The organism is uncultured Sphingosinicella sp. (assembly GCF_963974575.1).
Classification (GTDB): domain Bacteria; phylum Pseudomonadota; class Alphaproteobacteria; order Sphingomonadales; family Sphingomonadaceae; genus Sphingosinicella.
The window spans coordinates 246,505-260,837 of the sequence record NZ_CAXBBQ010000006.1 but is presented as its reverse complement, the minus strand read 5'-3'; the positions used below and the strand labels follow the sequence as shown (position 1 = coordinate 260,837).

Sequence of the window (14,333 nt, the reverse complement as noted above, 5' to 3'; positions counted from 1 at the left end):
GGGGCGTCAGGCGGCCTCGAGCAGGTGCCGCCGTTCGGCGCGCGACAGGCCCGTCTGTTCCGGGCCGGTGAGGTCGAAATCGAGCGTCAGGCTGGTGAGGGCCGGCGCAGGCTGCCACGGCCGCCGCTCGTCGAGCGACATGCGGCCGCGCCGCGGCGCATCGGGCGCCGCGGTGACACGGCGGACAACGGGACCACCGATGCCATCGCCGTCGATTGCCTCACGCTCGTCTCGAACGACGGCGAAGCCGCTGGCGATCAGTTGGTCGAGATCCCAGAGATACCCACCGCCGCTATGTTCTTCGAGCTGCAGCACGAAAAGATCATTGCGACTGCCATCGATCCGCGAGCCGGCATCGCGCTCGGTCAGCAGCCAGACGTCGCCGCGATAGTTGTCGGGCCGATAGTCCTTGAGGAGATCGACCTTCAGGCTGCGCGGCTGCGTCCGGAGCAGGTCGGTCATCACCGATGGCGAAATCAGATTGTAGCGAACCAGGGTGCGGCACGTCGCCTCATAGCTGGCGCCGATCCGCAGCGAGAGCTGATAGACGACATTGGGGCGCCGGAAATGATCGATCTGCCATCCTTGTCGCGCGCTGTGCGCGAGCACCAGCCATTTCGGCATCATGAAGGCGATCGCAAAGGCGTCGGCTTCGGTTTCCTCGAAGTTGTTTCCCGGTTCGGGCGACATCGGCATCCGGCGCAGGATGCTCTCATCGTCGAGGCTCGGCTCGTGTCGCATCGAAAAATGCCCGAGTTCGTGCGCGGCCGTGAAGCGCTGGATGCTCATCGGTCGTTCCGTCGTGACGAGAACGCCAGGAGCAGGTGCGCTGAGATAGGCGCCGAGCAGGCCTTTCAGAGGACGAAGCAGCAAGGGTAGACCCACGGCATGGATCGCGCCGAAGACATCGACGCTGCCGCCTTGGGTCTCGATCAGTGCGCGCGTATCGAGTTCGCGATGCAGGCGGCCCGCTGCCATCGTACCAGCGCGAACCGCGCTCGCATAATCCGACGCCATCGATCAGCTCCGTTCGCCGCCAGACCGCGAGCGGAGATATTCGGCAAACCGGCTCAGCTCGGCCCGGTCCTCAGTCGACAAGGCCGCAACGCGTCGCGCCAGATGGGCGACATCGGCGGGAAGGCTCGCGGAGGCCTCGTCTTCGCCGGTAAAATAGGCCACCGACTGGCGGTAAAGACGGGCAAGCCGCGTCAGTTCGATCGCTTCAACGCGGCGCTGGCCATTCTCGATATCGGTAAGCGCGGTCCGGGGAATCTTGAGATAGGCAGCAACTTCTTCCTGCTTGAGGCCGAGATATTTCCGTGCTTCGCGCAGACGGTCGCCCAAGCGCCGCCGCTCCTGCTCGTCGCCTTCCTGGCGGAGTGCGAGATTGGTCATGGCTTCGACCCTTTCTTCTTAACCCAGACGCGTTCGATCTTAGGGAGGAGGTCGTCAATCGCCTTCTCGATCGAATTGTAGCCGCCGGTGCGGACGATGCTGTCGCGAAGCTCGATGTCGAGGACCTGCTCCACCGCGCAAAGCGTGTCGACCACGGACAAGGAGTCGAGTGGCACGGGCGCCTGGATGATCTTCGGGTTTTCCGGAGGCAGGGCAATTCCGCGCACCTGTGCCTCAGCCCTGGCCACTTGCAGCAGTTCGTCGACCAACGCCCTAATGGCGTCGGCTTTGGGAAACGCGGTTGCCGCGGGCTGCGGAGGAGCGATTGTCGCCATGCATGCCTCGCACGATTTCACTACATTAAATGCGATATAATGTCTGATAATCCGACACGCAAGCCCGAATTTGCAGCTCGGATTTTTGCAGGGTGTAGCGGGTCATCGGCGGTGCGGTGTGGTGGTCAGTGCCACCTCGAGGGACAACGACAGGGCAGAATCATCAACTCGGGTCATAGCTCGATCAAAAGAACAGAGCTGGAATATTGAGTCAGTCGCCGACGAGTGATCTCCTTCGGTCACCCACCAGCCCCCAGCGGCTCCGTTCATTTCGGGCGGCCCATAGCCGAGTCTTGAAGCCGCGCCCCGACCGCATCCGGCGGTATGGGCGGGAGCTTCAACGTGACCCCGACCAAATTGCTCATCGGCCAGATCCTTGTCGTGTTCGCAATCGTGATCGCGGGCCTCTGGGCGGCGACCCAATGGGCGGCGGCGATGCTCGCCTACCAGCCCGAACTTGGTCCGGCCTGGTTCATGGCTGGAAGCACGCCGGTCTATCGTCCCTGGGCGCTCTTCCCCTGGTGGTATCACTACGATGCCTATGCGCCGCATGTTTTCGACAAGGCCGGCGCGCTCGCCGGCGCGAGCGGTTTCATCGGCTGCGGCGCGGCGATCGCAGGCTCGCTCTGGCGCGCGCGGCAGTCGCGTCACGTCACCACCTATGGTTCGGCGCGCTGGGCCAGGCCGAACGAGATCGAGCGGGCCGGCCTTTACGGTGATGCCGGCGTATTCCTGGGCCGCTCGCGCGGCCGCTATCTCCGGCATGACGGCCCCGAACATATCATGGCGTTCGCGCCAACCCGTTCGGGCAAGGGCGTCGGGCTGGTCATACCGACACTGCTTGGCTGGACCGGCAGCGCCGTGGTTCACGACATCAAGGGCGAGAACTGGCAGCTCACCGCCGGCTGGCGCGCGCGCTTCTCCCACGTCCTGCTGTTCAATCCGACCGATCCCGCTTCCGCCAAATACAACCCGCTGCTGGAGGTCCGGCGCGGCGAGCATGAGGTCCGCGACGTCCAGAACATCGCCGACATCCTGGTCGATCCCGAAGGCGCGCTCGAACGGCGCAACCACTGGGAGAAAACCTCCCATTCGCTCCTGGTCGGCGCGATCCTCCACGTCCTTTATGCGGAGGAAGAAAAGACGCTCGCACGGGTAGCCACATTCCTGTCGGACCCGCAGCGGCCGTTCACCGCCACGCTCCGGCGGATGATGACCACCAATCACCTCGGCACGAAGGATGCGCCGCAGATCCATCCCGTCGTCGCCTCGGCGGCGCGCGAGGTGCTCAACAAGAGCGAGAACGAGCGCAGCGGCGTCCTCTCCACCGCAATGTCGTTTCTCGGGCTCTATCGCGACCCGACCGTCGCCGCGGTGACATCGCGCTGCGACTGGCGGATCGCCGATCTCGTCGAGGCCGGCCATCCGGTCTCGCTCTACCTTGTCATCCCGCCATCGGACATCAGCCGCACCAAGCCGCTGGTGCGGTTGGTGCTCAACCAGATCGGCCGCCGCCTCACCGAAAAGCTCGATGCCGATCCCGCCAGGGCGGGCAAGCACAAGCTCCTGATGATGCTCGACGAGTTCCCGGCATTGGGGCGGCTCGACTTCTTCGAGACCAGTCTTGCCTTTCTCGCGGGCTATGGAGTGCGCGCCTTCCTGATCGCGCAGTCCTTGAACCAGATCGAGAAGGCTTATGGCGAGCACAACTCGATCCTCGACAACTGCCATGTCCGCGTCGCGTTTGCGACCAACGACGAGCGCACGGCGCGGCGGATTTCGGACGCGCTCGGCATCGCCACCGAACAGCGCGCGATGCGCAACTATGCCGGCCACCGGCTCGCGCCCTGGCTGGCGCACGTCATGGTCAGCCGGCAGGAGACCGCCCGGCCACTCCTGACCACCGGCGAGGTGATGCAGCTCCCGCCCAAGGATGAGCTTGTCCTTGTCTCCGGCATGGCCCCGATCCGCGCGAGGAAGCTGCGCTATTACGAGGACCGCAATTTCCGCGAGCGGATCGCACCGCCGCCGCAGCCCGCGCCCGGAGACTATCCCGACCGGCCGCAGGCACGCCCCAACGACTGGAGCGGACTGGTCCGCGCGCCCGATACCCGGCTCGGCAAGCCCGATGACGATGCGAAGGCGGATGAGGACGGCGGCTTGCAACAGCAGCGCCACCCCGGCCTCGGCGAAGAACCCGCCAAAAAACCCGAGCCGCCAAAGCAGCTCGACCTGCTCGGCCTGGACAGCGACGACACCGACACGATCGCCGACAAGCACGCGATGGACCGCGCCGGCGCCACCGGCACGCTGATCCGCGCTCACGCGATCAATCAGGGTCGCAGCGCCGACATGCTGCCGGACTTCTGACAATGGCCGCGATCAAACCCAACCGCGTCCGCTACCAGCTCTTCCTGCCCGAAGATCTGAGCCACCGCTTCGAGGCGCTGGCGAGCCAGCCCGGCGCGTCCAAATCGGCGATCCTCACCGACGCGCTCACCGCCTGGCTCAACCGGCAGGCGGCGAGCGAGCTGGAGAACAAGTTCAGCCAGCGGCTCGATCGCATGTCGCTCGCGCTGGGGCGTGTCGAGCGTGACGGGCATGTGCTGCTCGAGAGCCTGGCGCTGTTCATCCGCTATGAACTGATGGTGCAGGCCCCTTTGGCCGAAGCCGACGAAGCGGCGCGTGCGATCGGCCGAGACCGCTTCGAGGCGTTCATTGCCCGCGTCGGCGAAGCGCTCGCCAGCGGCCAGCGCACGCTTGCTGCCTCCGCGAAAGACAATGGAGGTGGGCGATGAGCGACACGCTTTTCGGCTCCGATAATTCCGCAGGGCGTCGGCGCGCGATGCTGCGCACCGCGATGGGGCCGACCATCGCCGCAGCGCTGGCCGATCCGGTGGTCATCGAGATCATGGTGAACCCGGACGGCGTGTTGCGCCTTGATCGACTCGGCGAAGGCCGGATCGATACCGGCACCAAATATGAGCCCGCGCAGGTCGAGCGGATCATCCGCCTGGTTGCCAGCCACGCACGGACAGAGGTTCATGGCAATGCGCCGATCGTGTCAGCCGAGCTGCCACCGCACGGCGAAGGCGCGGGCGAGCGGTTCGAGGGTATCCTGCCGCCGGTCAGCCTCGCGCCGTGCTTCTCGATCCGCAAGCCCGCGGCGCGCATCTACACTTTGCTCGACTATGTGCGGGACGGCATCATGCCCGCCGACACGGCGCGACTGCTGTCGATGGCCGTGGTCGAGCGCAAGAACATCCTGGTCGCGGGTGGCACCAGTTCGGGCAAGACGACGCTTGCCAACGCGCTGCTCGCCGAGATGGCGCACCTCGACGAACGCGTCATCATCATTGAAGACACGCGTGAGTTGCAATGCGCCGCGCCCGACGTGGTGGGGCTGCGCACGCGTACGATTGGCACTGCCGGAGCCGGCGGCGTCACGATGGCTGATCTTGTCCGCTCGACATTGCGGCTCCGCCCCGATCGCATCGTCGTTGGCGAGGTGCGCGGGCGCGAAGCGCTCGACATGCTCAAAGCCTGGAACACCGGGCATCCGGGCGGCATCGCAACCGTCCACGCCAATTCGGCAGTGTCGGCGCTCTACCGGCTCGAGCAGCTCGTGCAGGAAAGCGTCGTCACCGTTCCGCGCCGGCTGATCGCCGACGCCATCGACATGATCGTGTTCATCGCCGGGCGCGGCCTCGCGCGCCGCGTCGACACGATCGCGCGCGTCGCCGGCCTCGATCCCGACGGCGGCTACGCCGTCCTCGACCTTACTCCCGACCACGCCCTCGAACCCCAAGGAGAATGACCATGCGCTTGTCCCGTATTCCTGCCCGTATTCCCGATCGTCGGAGCATCTTCCTCACCGGCGCCGCCATCGGCCTCGGGCTTGCGCTCGCCGCCACCGCGCAGGCCGCCGGCTCGGGCATGCCGTGGGAGGAACCGCTTCAGCAGGTCCTCGAATCGGTCCAGGGTCCTGTCGCCAAGATCGTCGCGGTGATCATCATCATCGTCACCGGTTTGACGCTCGCGTTCGGCGAGACGGCAGGCGGGTTCCGGCGCCTCATCCAGATCATCTTCGGCCTGTCGATCGCGTTTGCGGCGTCGAGCTTCTTCCTCAGCTTCTTCAGCTTCGGCGGCGGGGCGCTCATCTCGTGAACGCGCCAAATTCCTATGGCGCCAGCCATATCGAGGGGTTCGAGGCGCCGATGCACCGCGCGCTTGCCGAGCCGATCCTGCTTGGCGGGGCGCCGCGAGCGATCGCGATCGTCAATGGTACGATCGCGGCCGCGCTCGGACTCGGTCTCCAGCAGTGGATCGCCGGGCTGGCCATGTGGGCGTTCGGGCACACTCTCGCGGTGTTCGCCGCCAAGCGCGATCCCGACTTCGCCCCGGTCCTTGTCCGCCACCTTCGCCAGAAGGGGCATCTGTCATGCTGAATCTGCGCGAATACCGTCAGAAGGCCGACCGGCTCGCCGATCATCTTCCATGGGCGGCGCTTGTCGCGCCCGGCGTGGTGCTCAACAAGGACGGCAGCTTTTTGCGCGTCCTCAGGTTCCGCGGCCCCGATCTAGAATCCGCCACCGAAGCCGAGCTTGTCGCCGCCTGCGCGCGGGCGAACAATGTCCTGAAGCGCTTCGGCTCGGGCTGGGCACTCCATTTCGAGGCCGAGCGGCGCGAAGCGCTGGGTTATCCCGACAGCAGCTTTCCCGATGCGGCGTCGTGGCTGGTCGATGAGGAACGGCGCGCGGCGTTCGAAAGCGCGGGCGCGCATTTCGAGAGCCGCTATTATCTGACGCTCACCCTCCTGCCTCCGCCCGATCAGGCGGACACGGCGGGCCGAGCGCTGATCGAGCGCAGCGACGACGCGAAGGGCCGCGACTGGCGACAAGCGCTTGCCGGCTTCATCGCCGAGACGGATCGTGCGCTTGACCTGTTCAGAGGCTTCATGCCCGAGGTGCGCGCGCTCGGCGACAGCGAAATGCTGACCTTTCTCCACGGTGCGATCTCCGCGCGCCGCCATGTCGTCGCCGTGCCCGAAACGTCCATCTATCTGGACGGGCTGCTCGCCGACACGCCGCTGACCGGCGGGCTCGAACCGATGCTCGGCGACGAGCATCTGCGGACGCTCACCATCCTCGGATTTCCGAACGCGAGCCGTCCCGGCATCCTCGACGGACTCAACCATGAGGATTTTGGCTATCGCTGGGTGACGCGCTTCATTGCGCTCGACAAGACCGACGCAACCAAAGCGCTCACTCGCCTGCGGCGGCAGTGGTTCAACAAGCGCAAGTCGATCACCGCGCTGCTGCGCGAAGTCATCTACAACCAGCCGGTCCAGCTTCTCGACAGCGATGCCGACAACAAGGTGGTCGATGCCGACCTCGCCTTGCAGGCGCTCGGCGGCGATCATGTCGCGTTCGGCTATCTGACGACGACGATCACCGTTGCCGATATCGACCGCGCCCGCGTCGAGGAAAAGGTCCGCGCGGTCGAGCGCATCGTCAACGGGCTCGGCTTCACCTGCATCCGCGAGGGCATGAATGTGGTCGAGGCGTGGCTGTCGAGCCTGCCGGGCCATGTCTATGCGAACGTCCGGCAACCGATCGTCCACACCCTGAATCTCGCGCATCTCATGCCGCTGTCCTCGGTATGGGCAGGACCGGCGCGTAATCCGCACCTCGACGGTCCGCCGCTGCTTTATGCGGAAACCAGCGGCTCGACGCCGTTCCGTCTCAGCACGCATGTCGGCGACGTCGGTCATATGCTGATCGTCGGACCCACCGGGGCCGGAAAGTCGGTGCTGCTCGCAATGCTCGCGCTTCAGTTCCGGCGATATCCAGACTCCCAGGTCTATGTCTTCGACAAGGGATTTTCGGCGCGCGCGGCCGTGCTGGCGATGGGCGGCGCGCATCACGCGCTCGGGCTTGGCGGTGAGAGCGGTCATGCCGATGACGTGGGCGGGCGAACGATCGCCTTCCAGCCGCTGCGCCACATCGATCGCTCCAACGCACGCGCCTGGGCGACCGAATGGATCGGCGCGCTGCTCGCCCATGAGAAAGTACTGGTCACACCCGAGATCAAGGAGGCCGTCTGGTCGGCGCTCACCAATCTCGCGACCGCCCCGATCGAGGAACGCACGCTCACCGGCCTGTCGCTGCTGCTGCAATCGGCACCGCTGCGATCGGCGCTCGCGCCCTATACGCTCGAAGGATCGTTCGGCCGCCTGCTCGACGCCGCCGAAGACGATCTAGCGATCGCCGACGTGCAGTGCTTCGAGACTGAAGCGCTGATGGGGCAGGCGGGCGTCGTTGCGCCCGTGCTGACCTACCTGTTCCATCGTCTCGAGGAGCGCTTCACCGGGCGGCCGACGCTTCTCGTACTGGATGAAGCCTGGGTGTTCCTCGACCACCCGCTGTTCGCCGCGCGCATCCGTGAGTGGCTGAAGGTGCTGCGCAAGAAGAACGTCAGCGTCGTGTTCGCGACACAGAGCCTAGCCGATATCGCCGACAGCACGATCGCGCCGGCCATCATCGAAAGCTGTCCGCAGCGCATCTTGCTGCCCAATGATCGGGCGATCGAGCCGCAGGGCCAGACGGTCTACGTCCGCTTCGGTCTCAACGCGCGCCAGATCGAACTGGTCAGCCGCGCGACGCCCAAGCGGCAATATTATCTGCAATCAGCGCGCGGCAACCGGCTGTTCGAGCTTGGGCTAGGCCCGATCGCGCTGGCGTTGTGCGGCGCGTCCGATCCCGACAGCCAGAAGCGCATAGACGCGGTGCTGGCCGAAAAGGGCCAGGCCGACTTCGCCGCGACCTTTCTCTCCCAAGCCGGCCTCGATTGGGCGGCCGACCTGCTTGGGCGTCACCCTGCCGCCCGCCCCCCAGAAGACAAGGAGTAATTTCCCGTGCCCCGTATCCCTATCCGCAAATATGCGTGCCTCTCCGCTCTCGCGCTCGGCGCCGTCGGCTCGCTCGGTATCGGCATCGCGTTGACCTCGACGCCCGTCGCGGCCCAGCTCAGTGTGTTCGATCCATCGAACTATTCGCAAAACCTGCTCACCGCCGCGCGCACGCTTGCCCAGATCAACAACCAGATCCAGAGTCTCCAGAACGAAGCGCAGATGCTGATCAACCAGGGCAAGAACCTGTCCCGGATCGATTTCCCGCAACTTCAGGAGCTTCGCCAGCGCCTCCAGCAGATCGACCAGCTCATGGGCCAGGCGCAGGGCGTCGACTTCCGCATCGATCAGCTCGACGAGCGCTTCCGCCAGCTCTACCCGCAGGAGTTCGATCAGGTGTTCCGCCGCGATCAGCGTGTGGCTCGCGCACGCGATCAACTCGATACCGCGATGTCCGCGTTTCGCCAGACGATGGGGGTCCAGAACCGCATCGTCGACAACGTACGGAGCGACACGCAGGCGCTCGCCGACATCGTCGCGCGCAGCCAGGGCGCGGAAGGCTCGCTTCAGGCGCAGCAGGCCACGAACCAGCTTCTCGCGCTCACCGCCAAGCAGCAGCTCCAGCTTCAGCAAATGATGGCGGCGCAGTTCCGGGCGGAATCGGTCGAGCAGGCGCAGCGGGGCCAGATCGCGCGCGAGGCACGCGAGTCGACGCGCCGCTTCCTCGGCGACGGCAAGGCTTACACGCCACGCCAATGAGCTGAGGCAGGCGAGGACCGCGCCCCCAGCTCCCCCCGGGTCCGAACCTGTCTCGTCGCGGGGGCCGTAGGGCTTGCCCCTCTCATGGCCGCCGGTCCCCGCGACACCTTTCAACTTCAAGCAGGAACCCGCCCATATGGATGACCTGAATGTCATCGATCAGTTCATGGAGGCCTTCGCCTCCTACATCGACAGCGGGTTCGGCCTGTTGGGCGGTGACGTCGGTTTCCTGACCACGATCCTGATCGGCATCGACATCACGCTCGCCGGGCTGTTCTGGGCGCTCGGCGGCGAAGACGACGTCATCGCCAAGTTCCTCAAAAAGATCCTCTATGTCGGCGTCTTCGCCCTGATCCTCAACAGCTTCTCGACACTGTCCGATATCATCTTTCGCAGCTTCGCCGGCCTCGGCCTCACCGCAGGGGGCAGCGCGATTACGGCTGACGATTTATTGCGACCCGGCAAGCTGGCCGGGACCGGCTTCGAGGCAGCATGGCCGCTCCTCGAGCAGGCGAAGGAGTTGGTTGGCCCGATCGCCTTCTTCGACAATTTCATCGAGATCGCCGTGCTGGTGATCGCCTGGGTCGTCGTCATCGCCGCCTTTTTCATCCTCGCGATCCAGCTTTTCATCACAATCCTCGAATTCAAGCTTACTTCGCTCGCCGGCTTCGTGCTCGTGCCCTTTGCGCTGTGGAACCGCACGTCGTTCCTCGCCGAACGGGTGCTCGGGAACGTCGTCAGTTCGGGCATCAAGGTCATGGTGCTCGCGGTCATCGTCGGCATCGGCTCTAACTATTTCGCCGACTTCACCAGTGCGATCACCGGCGACGAGGTGTCGATCGAACAGGCCGTGTCGCTGATGCTCGCGAGCCTCGCGATCTTTGGCCTCTCCATCTTCGGCCCGGGAATCGCATCCGGCCTCGTCGCCGGCGCGCCGCAGCTCGGCGCCGGATCGGTGATCGCCACTACCGTGCTTGCCGGCGGAGGTCTTGCGATGGCAGGCGCTGGCGCCGTCGGCGCGGCACGCGGTCTCGCGGGGGCCGGTCTCGGCGCGATCCGCGCCGGTACATCGATGGGGTCTGCCGCATCCACTGCCTACAAGCTCGGGCAGGAAACCTCGGGCTCGACCAGCGTCGGCGCGGGCCTCGGCGGCGTTGCGACCGCCATGCGCGGCGCGGCTGCCAACCGGATGAGCGGCGGTCTCGGCGTTAGCGCTGCCGCCGATCGTGGGCAGCGCGCCGCATGGGAAGCAGGAAGCACCCGTGCCGGCGGCGCCGCCCCCGCAGCCGCGCCGATAGGCGCAGCTGAAGGAACACCCGCCTGGGCGCAGAAGCTTCATGCCAGCCAGAATGCTCGCCACCGCCGCCAGATGGCGATCCACGCAATCCAGGGCGGCGACCGCGGCGGCGCTGGCGCCACTCCAGACATCAAGGAAAGGGACTGAGCGATGAAATTTCGACGCGCATTGCAGCGCTATGGGCGAACGCCCGAACCCGAGACACCCTACCAACGAGCGGGCCAGCTTTGGGATGAGCGTATCGGCTCGGCTCGCGCACAGGCGAAGAACTGGCGGCTGATGGCCTTCGGCGGCCTGTTCCTGACCACTGGTCTGTCGGGCGCGCTGGTCTGGCAATCGATGCAAAGCCGCGTCGTGCCCTATGTGGTCGAGGTCGATGCACTCGGGCAAGCACAGGCCGTCGCGCCTGCCGCCAAGGACTATCGGCCGACCGATCCGCAGATCGCATGGTTCCTCGGCCGGTTCATCACCGGCGTTCGAGCGCGCTCGCTCGATCCGGTATTGATGCGTGAAAACTGGCTATCAGCCTATGATTTCGCGACCGAACGTGCGTCACTGTTCCTCGGCGAATATGCCCGCACCTCCAATCCGTTCGCCGATGTCGGGCGCAAGACGGTTTCGGTGCAGGTGACGAGCGTCGTCCGCGCGTCGGATACGAGCTTCCAGGTCAAATGGACCGAGCAGCAATATGAGCGGGGAAGCCTCGCCAGCACGTCACGCTGGACGGCGATGCTCACGGTGAAGATCAAGCCGCCGCGCTTGGCCGATGTGCTCCGAAAAAACCCGCTCGGTCTCTATGTTGACGCGATCGACTGGAGCCGCGAACTGGAAACGCCTCAGGACCGGCCGCCTTCGCCGCAACCATCGGCCGTGCCCGATCCCGCACAATCACTCCCGGTCGCGCCGCCCACCGACATTCCGCTGGGCTCGCCGCTCGATCCGACCCTTGCTCAACCCGCAGCCGCACCATCCCCCGAAAGGACCGACCAATGATCCGTGCCCTCATCCTGGCGGCGAGCGCGATGGCGCTTGCCATGGGCGTCGCTGCGCAGAGCCGCGAACCCGCGTCACCCACCGCGCGCGTCACTGCCGCCAACCGGGCGGCACTGCGCGAGCCGTCGAGCGCGGGATATATATATGCCGTCCAGGTCTATCCCTGGGCGGAAGGCGTGCTCTACCGGCTCTATGCCGCGCCCGAGCGCATCACCGACATTGCCTTGCAGCCGGGCGAAACGATTGTGTCCGTCGCCGCCGGCGACACCGTGCGCTGGACTGTCGGCGATACCACCAGCGGCATCGGCGAAAGCAAGCGCGTGCACATCCTCGTCAAGCCGTTTTCGGCGGGCCTACGCACAAACCTTGTCATTGCTACCGATCGCCGGACCTACCATCTCCAGCTCGAAAGCACGCCCGCGACCGCGATGGCGGCGATCTCCTGGACCTATCCACATGACGAGCTGATCGCGCTCCGGCGTCAGCGCGATGCAGCCGTGGCGGCGACGCCGATCGCGTCGGGCCTCTCGGTCGAAAGCCTCAACTTCAACTATGCGATCTCGGGCGACAAGCCGGCCTGGCGGCCGCTGCGCGCGTTCGACGATGGGCGGCAGACCTACATCGAGTTCTCGCCTGCGATCGCCGTGGGTGAGGCGCCCCCGCTGTTCGTGATTGGCGAGGATGGCGAGGCCCAGCTCGTCAACTATCGCGTCGCCGGCCGCTATTATGTGGTCGACCGCCTGTTCGGTGTCGCCGAGCTGCGCCTTGGCGGCAAGAAACAGCAGATTGTCCGTATCACCGCCGCCCAGCCGAAGAGCCGGCAGCGCAAGGCCGGGAGGGGCGCGTGACCGATCCAACCGCTTCTTCCGCGCCGATCGCGGCGCCCAAAGCCGACCCCGAAACGCTCGTTCTGCGCGCGGCGCCGGGCCGCGTCACCCGTTTTCGCCGCGGTGCGATCGTCGCCATCGCTGCCGCCGGCTCGACCGCGATCATCGGCGTCGCCTGGCTGGCGCTCAAGCCCGCGACCCTGAGCCTGATCGCACGAAGCGATGAAAAGCTGGTTGGCGCGAAGGCGCCGCCTGATGCGCTCGCGGGCGCGCCGACGAGCTATGGCGACGTGCCGAAGCTCGGGCTACCGCTTCCCGGTGATCTCGGGCGGCCGATCCTCGAGCGCCAGCGGCAGCTTGGCGGGATGGTTCCCCCTGACCCCGCTGCCGATGCGGTGAGCCGGGCCGCGCAGGAAGCCGAAGCCGAGCGCCAGCGCATCGCCGCTGAGCAGAAGGCCGCACGCGAGTCTGGCGTCATGCTGCAATTGGCGGGCGGCGGTCGCGCCGCCGCCCCTGCACCGGTGACTACCGATGCAAGTGTTCCGCCAGCATCGGCCGAGACTGCCAAGCCGCTCCTCGACCCTGACCGAGATCCTAACGCCCAGGGGCGCAAGAACGAATTGGTCGGCCACGCCAATCGCGACGACGACATCAATCCGCACGCGCTGGCGCAGTCCGTATCGCCTTGGACCTTGCAGGCCGGCAGCATCATTGCCGCGAGCCTCATAACCGGGCTCAACTCGGATCTTCCCGGGCTCGTCACCGCGCAGATCACGGAGAACGTCTATGACAGTGTGACCGGGCGCGGTCTGCTCATTCCGCAAGGATCGCGGCTGATCGGCAGCTACGACAGCGTTGTAGCGTTTGGGCAGAGCCGTGCGCTGGTCGTCTGGCAGCGGATTATCCTGCCCGACGGCTCGTCGATTCGTATCGACAATGTGCCGGCGACCGATACGCAGGGCTATGCGGGTCTGTCCGACCGGATCGACCGGCATACTTGGCAACTTCTGAAGGGCGTCGCCCTGTCGACACTGCTGGGCGTCGGCACTGAATTGAGCTTCGGCAGCACCGAAAGCGACCTTGTCCGGGCGATCCGCGAGTCAGCGCAGCAGAGCGGCGCGCGCGCCGGCGATCAGCTCGTCACGCGCAATCTCAATATCCAGCCGACCTTGCGCGTGCGTCCCGGCTGGCCGCTACGGGTGGTCGTGCACAAAGACATCATATTGCCCGGACCCTGGGGAGGCCGTCATGGCTGATTTGAAGCTGCCAAGGCTGCCCGATCGGACGCCGGCTAAGATCACGATCAACGTCATGCCGGATCTCATCGAAGCGCTGAACGACTACGCCGAGGCCTATGAGGCGGCCTACGGCCGACGCGAGTCCGTACCGGACCTCATTCCATTCATGCTTAGCGGCTTCCTGGCGAGCGACCGCTCGTTCAGCCGGGCACGTAAGAAATAGTCCGATGTCGGCCCGGCAGCCTGCAACGAATGGCGACGACGCGCCCCCGATTGGGCCGATAAGCGTTCGCATTCCCGACGCAGTACGGATGACGGGGCTCAGCAAATCCAAGATCTACCAGCTCATCGCTTCCGGCGACATCGAGGCAGCCAAGGTCGGCCGTGCAACCGTGGTGTTTGTCGATAGTCTGCGGTCCTTTCTGCGATCACACTGTAAACAGCCGCGTTCTCGGGCGTAGCAGGGATCGCGCATGTCGGCCTGTCGATATTTCGGCACGGCCTGTCGCGAAGGGGTAAAATTGGGGGTGGATTGAGCGGAATTATCGGCACGACGATCAAGAACGTTGTTATAAATCA

16 protein-coding genes are annotated in these 14,333 nt (G+C 65.7%); 13 read left to right on the top strand and 3 right to left on the bottom strand.

What is annotated here, in order from left to right; all coding sequences use genetic code 11:
* Positions 1–6: 6 nt before the first annotated feature.
* From AAC014_RS13080 to AAC014_RS13070, 3 genes are read right to left on the bottom strand one after another with little or no spacing between them, the layout of a single operon-like run.
* Positions 7–1,017, bottom strand: a complete 1,011-nt coding sequence (locus AAC014_RS13080; protein WP_017499941.1) for an ImmA/IrrE family metallo-endopeptidase — start codon at positions 1,015–1,017, stop codon at positions 7–9.
* Between the two features lie 3 nt (positions 1,018–1,020).
* Positions 1,021–1,395, bottom strand: a complete 375-nt coding sequence (locus tag AAC014_RS13075; RefSeq protein WP_017499940.1) for a helix-turn-helix transcriptional regulator — start codon at positions 1,393–1,395, stop codon at positions 1,021–1,023.
* Entirely contained in the window at positions 1,392–1,730 is a 339-nt protein-coding gene (locus AAC014_RS13070; protein WP_017499939.1) for a hypothetical protein, read from the bottom strand. The genes AAC014_RS13075 and AAC014_RS13070 overlap by 4 nt, the downstream gene beginning before the upstream one ends.
* A 342-nt stretch (positions 1,731–2,072) precedes the next feature.
* On the opposite strand from AAC014_RS13070, the gene AAC014_RS13065 reads away from it, so the two are divergent.
* The 13 genes from AAC014_RS13065 to AAC014_RS13005 all read left to right on the top strand — a co-directional run bounded on the left by AAC014_RS13065 (position 2,073) and on the right by AAC014_RS13005 (position 14,215).
* A complete protein-coding gene (locus AAC014_RS13065) occupies positions 2,073–4,100 on the top strand; it encodes a conjugal transfer protein TraG (protein ID WP_038292469.1) in 2,028 nt (675 codons plus the stop codon).
* A 2-nt stretch (positions 4,101–4,102) separates the two neighbouring features.
* Positions 4,103–4,528 (top strand): hypothetical protein, encoded by a 426-nt coding sequence (locus AAC014_RS13060; protein ID WP_017499937.1) that lies wholly within the window; start codon positions 4,103–4,105, stop codon positions 4,526–4,528.
* Complete coding sequence (gene trbB / locus AAC014_RS13055) at positions 4,525–5,547, top strand: P-type conjugative transfer ATPase TrbB (RefSeq protein WP_017499936.1); 1,023 nt, start codon at positions 4,525–4,527, stop codon at positions 5,545–5,547. Before AAC014_RS13060 ends, trbB begins: the two co-directional genes overlap by 4 nt.
* The gene (locus tag AAC014_RS13050) at positions 5,544–5,897 is read left to right on the top strand and encodes a TrbC/VirB2 family protein (protein ID WP_017499935.1); all 354 of its coding nucleotides are present in this window, start codon (positions 5,544–5,546) and stop codon (positions 5,895–5,897) included. The genes trbB and AAC014_RS13050 overlap by 4 nt, the downstream gene beginning before the upstream one ends.
* A gap of 50 nt (positions 5,898–5,947) precedes the next feature.
* Complete coding sequence (locus AAC014_RS13045) at positions 5,948–6,178, top strand: VirB3 family type IV secretion system protein (RefSeq protein WP_051035683.1); 231 nt, start codon at positions 5,948–5,950, stop codon at positions 6,176–6,178.
* Complete coding sequence (gene trbE, locus AAC014_RS13040) at positions 6,172–8,640, top strand: conjugal transfer protein TrbE (RefSeq protein WP_339709147.1); 2,469 nt, start codon at positions 6,172–6,174, stop codon at positions 8,638–8,640. The genes AAC014_RS13045 and trbE overlap by 7 nt, the downstream gene beginning before the upstream one ends.
* A 6-nt stretch (positions 8,641–8,646) precedes the next feature.
* The gene (gene trbJ / locus AAC014_RS13035) at positions 8,647–9,399 is read left to right on the top strand and encodes a P-type conjugative transfer protein TrbJ (RefSeq protein ID WP_017499932.1); all 753 of its coding nucleotides are present in this window, start codon (positions 8,647–8,649) and stop codon (positions 9,397–9,399) included.
* Between the two features lie 136 nt (positions 9,400–9,535).
* Positions 9,536–10,843, top strand: coding sequence for a P-type conjugative transfer protein TrbL (gene trbL / locus AAC014_RS13030; protein ID WP_017499931.1), 1,308 nt, complete (start codon positions 9,536–9,538; stop codon positions 10,841–10,843).
* Between the two features lie 3 nt (positions 10,844–10,846).
* Complete coding sequence (trbF, locus tag AAC014_RS13025; protein WP_026108910.1) at positions 10,847–11,689, top strand: conjugal transfer protein TrbF; 843 nt, start codon at positions 10,847–10,849, stop codon at positions 11,687–11,689.
* Positions 11,686–12,537 carry a P-type conjugative transfer protein TrbG gene (gene trbG / locus AAC014_RS13020; protein ID WP_006635655.1) on the top strand — a complete coding sequence of 284 codons (852 nt, stop codon included), beginning with the start codon at positions 11,686–11,688 and terminating at the stop codon, positions 12,535–12,537. Before trbF ends, trbG begins: the two co-directional genes overlap by 4 nt.
* Positions 12,534–13,772, top strand: a complete 1,239-nt coding sequence (locus AAC014_RS13015) for a TrbI/VirB10 family protein (RefSeq protein WP_017499929.1) — start codon at positions 12,534–12,536, stop codon at positions 13,770–13,772. Before trbG ends, AAC014_RS13015 begins: the two co-directional genes overlap by 4 nt.
* Entirely contained in the window at positions 13,765–13,977 is a 213-nt protein-coding gene (locus AAC014_RS13010; protein WP_017499928.1) for a DUF2274 domain-containing protein, read from the top strand. Before AAC014_RS13015 ends, AAC014_RS13010 begins: the two co-directional genes overlap by 8 nt.
* 4 nt (positions 13,978–13,981) lie before the next feature.
* Positions 13,982–14,215, top strand: coding sequence for a helix-turn-helix domain-containing protein (locus tag AAC014_RS13005; protein WP_051035681.1), 234 nt, complete (start codon positions 13,982–13,984; stop codon positions 14,213–14,215).
* Positions 14,216–14,333: the final 118 nt, after the last annotated feature.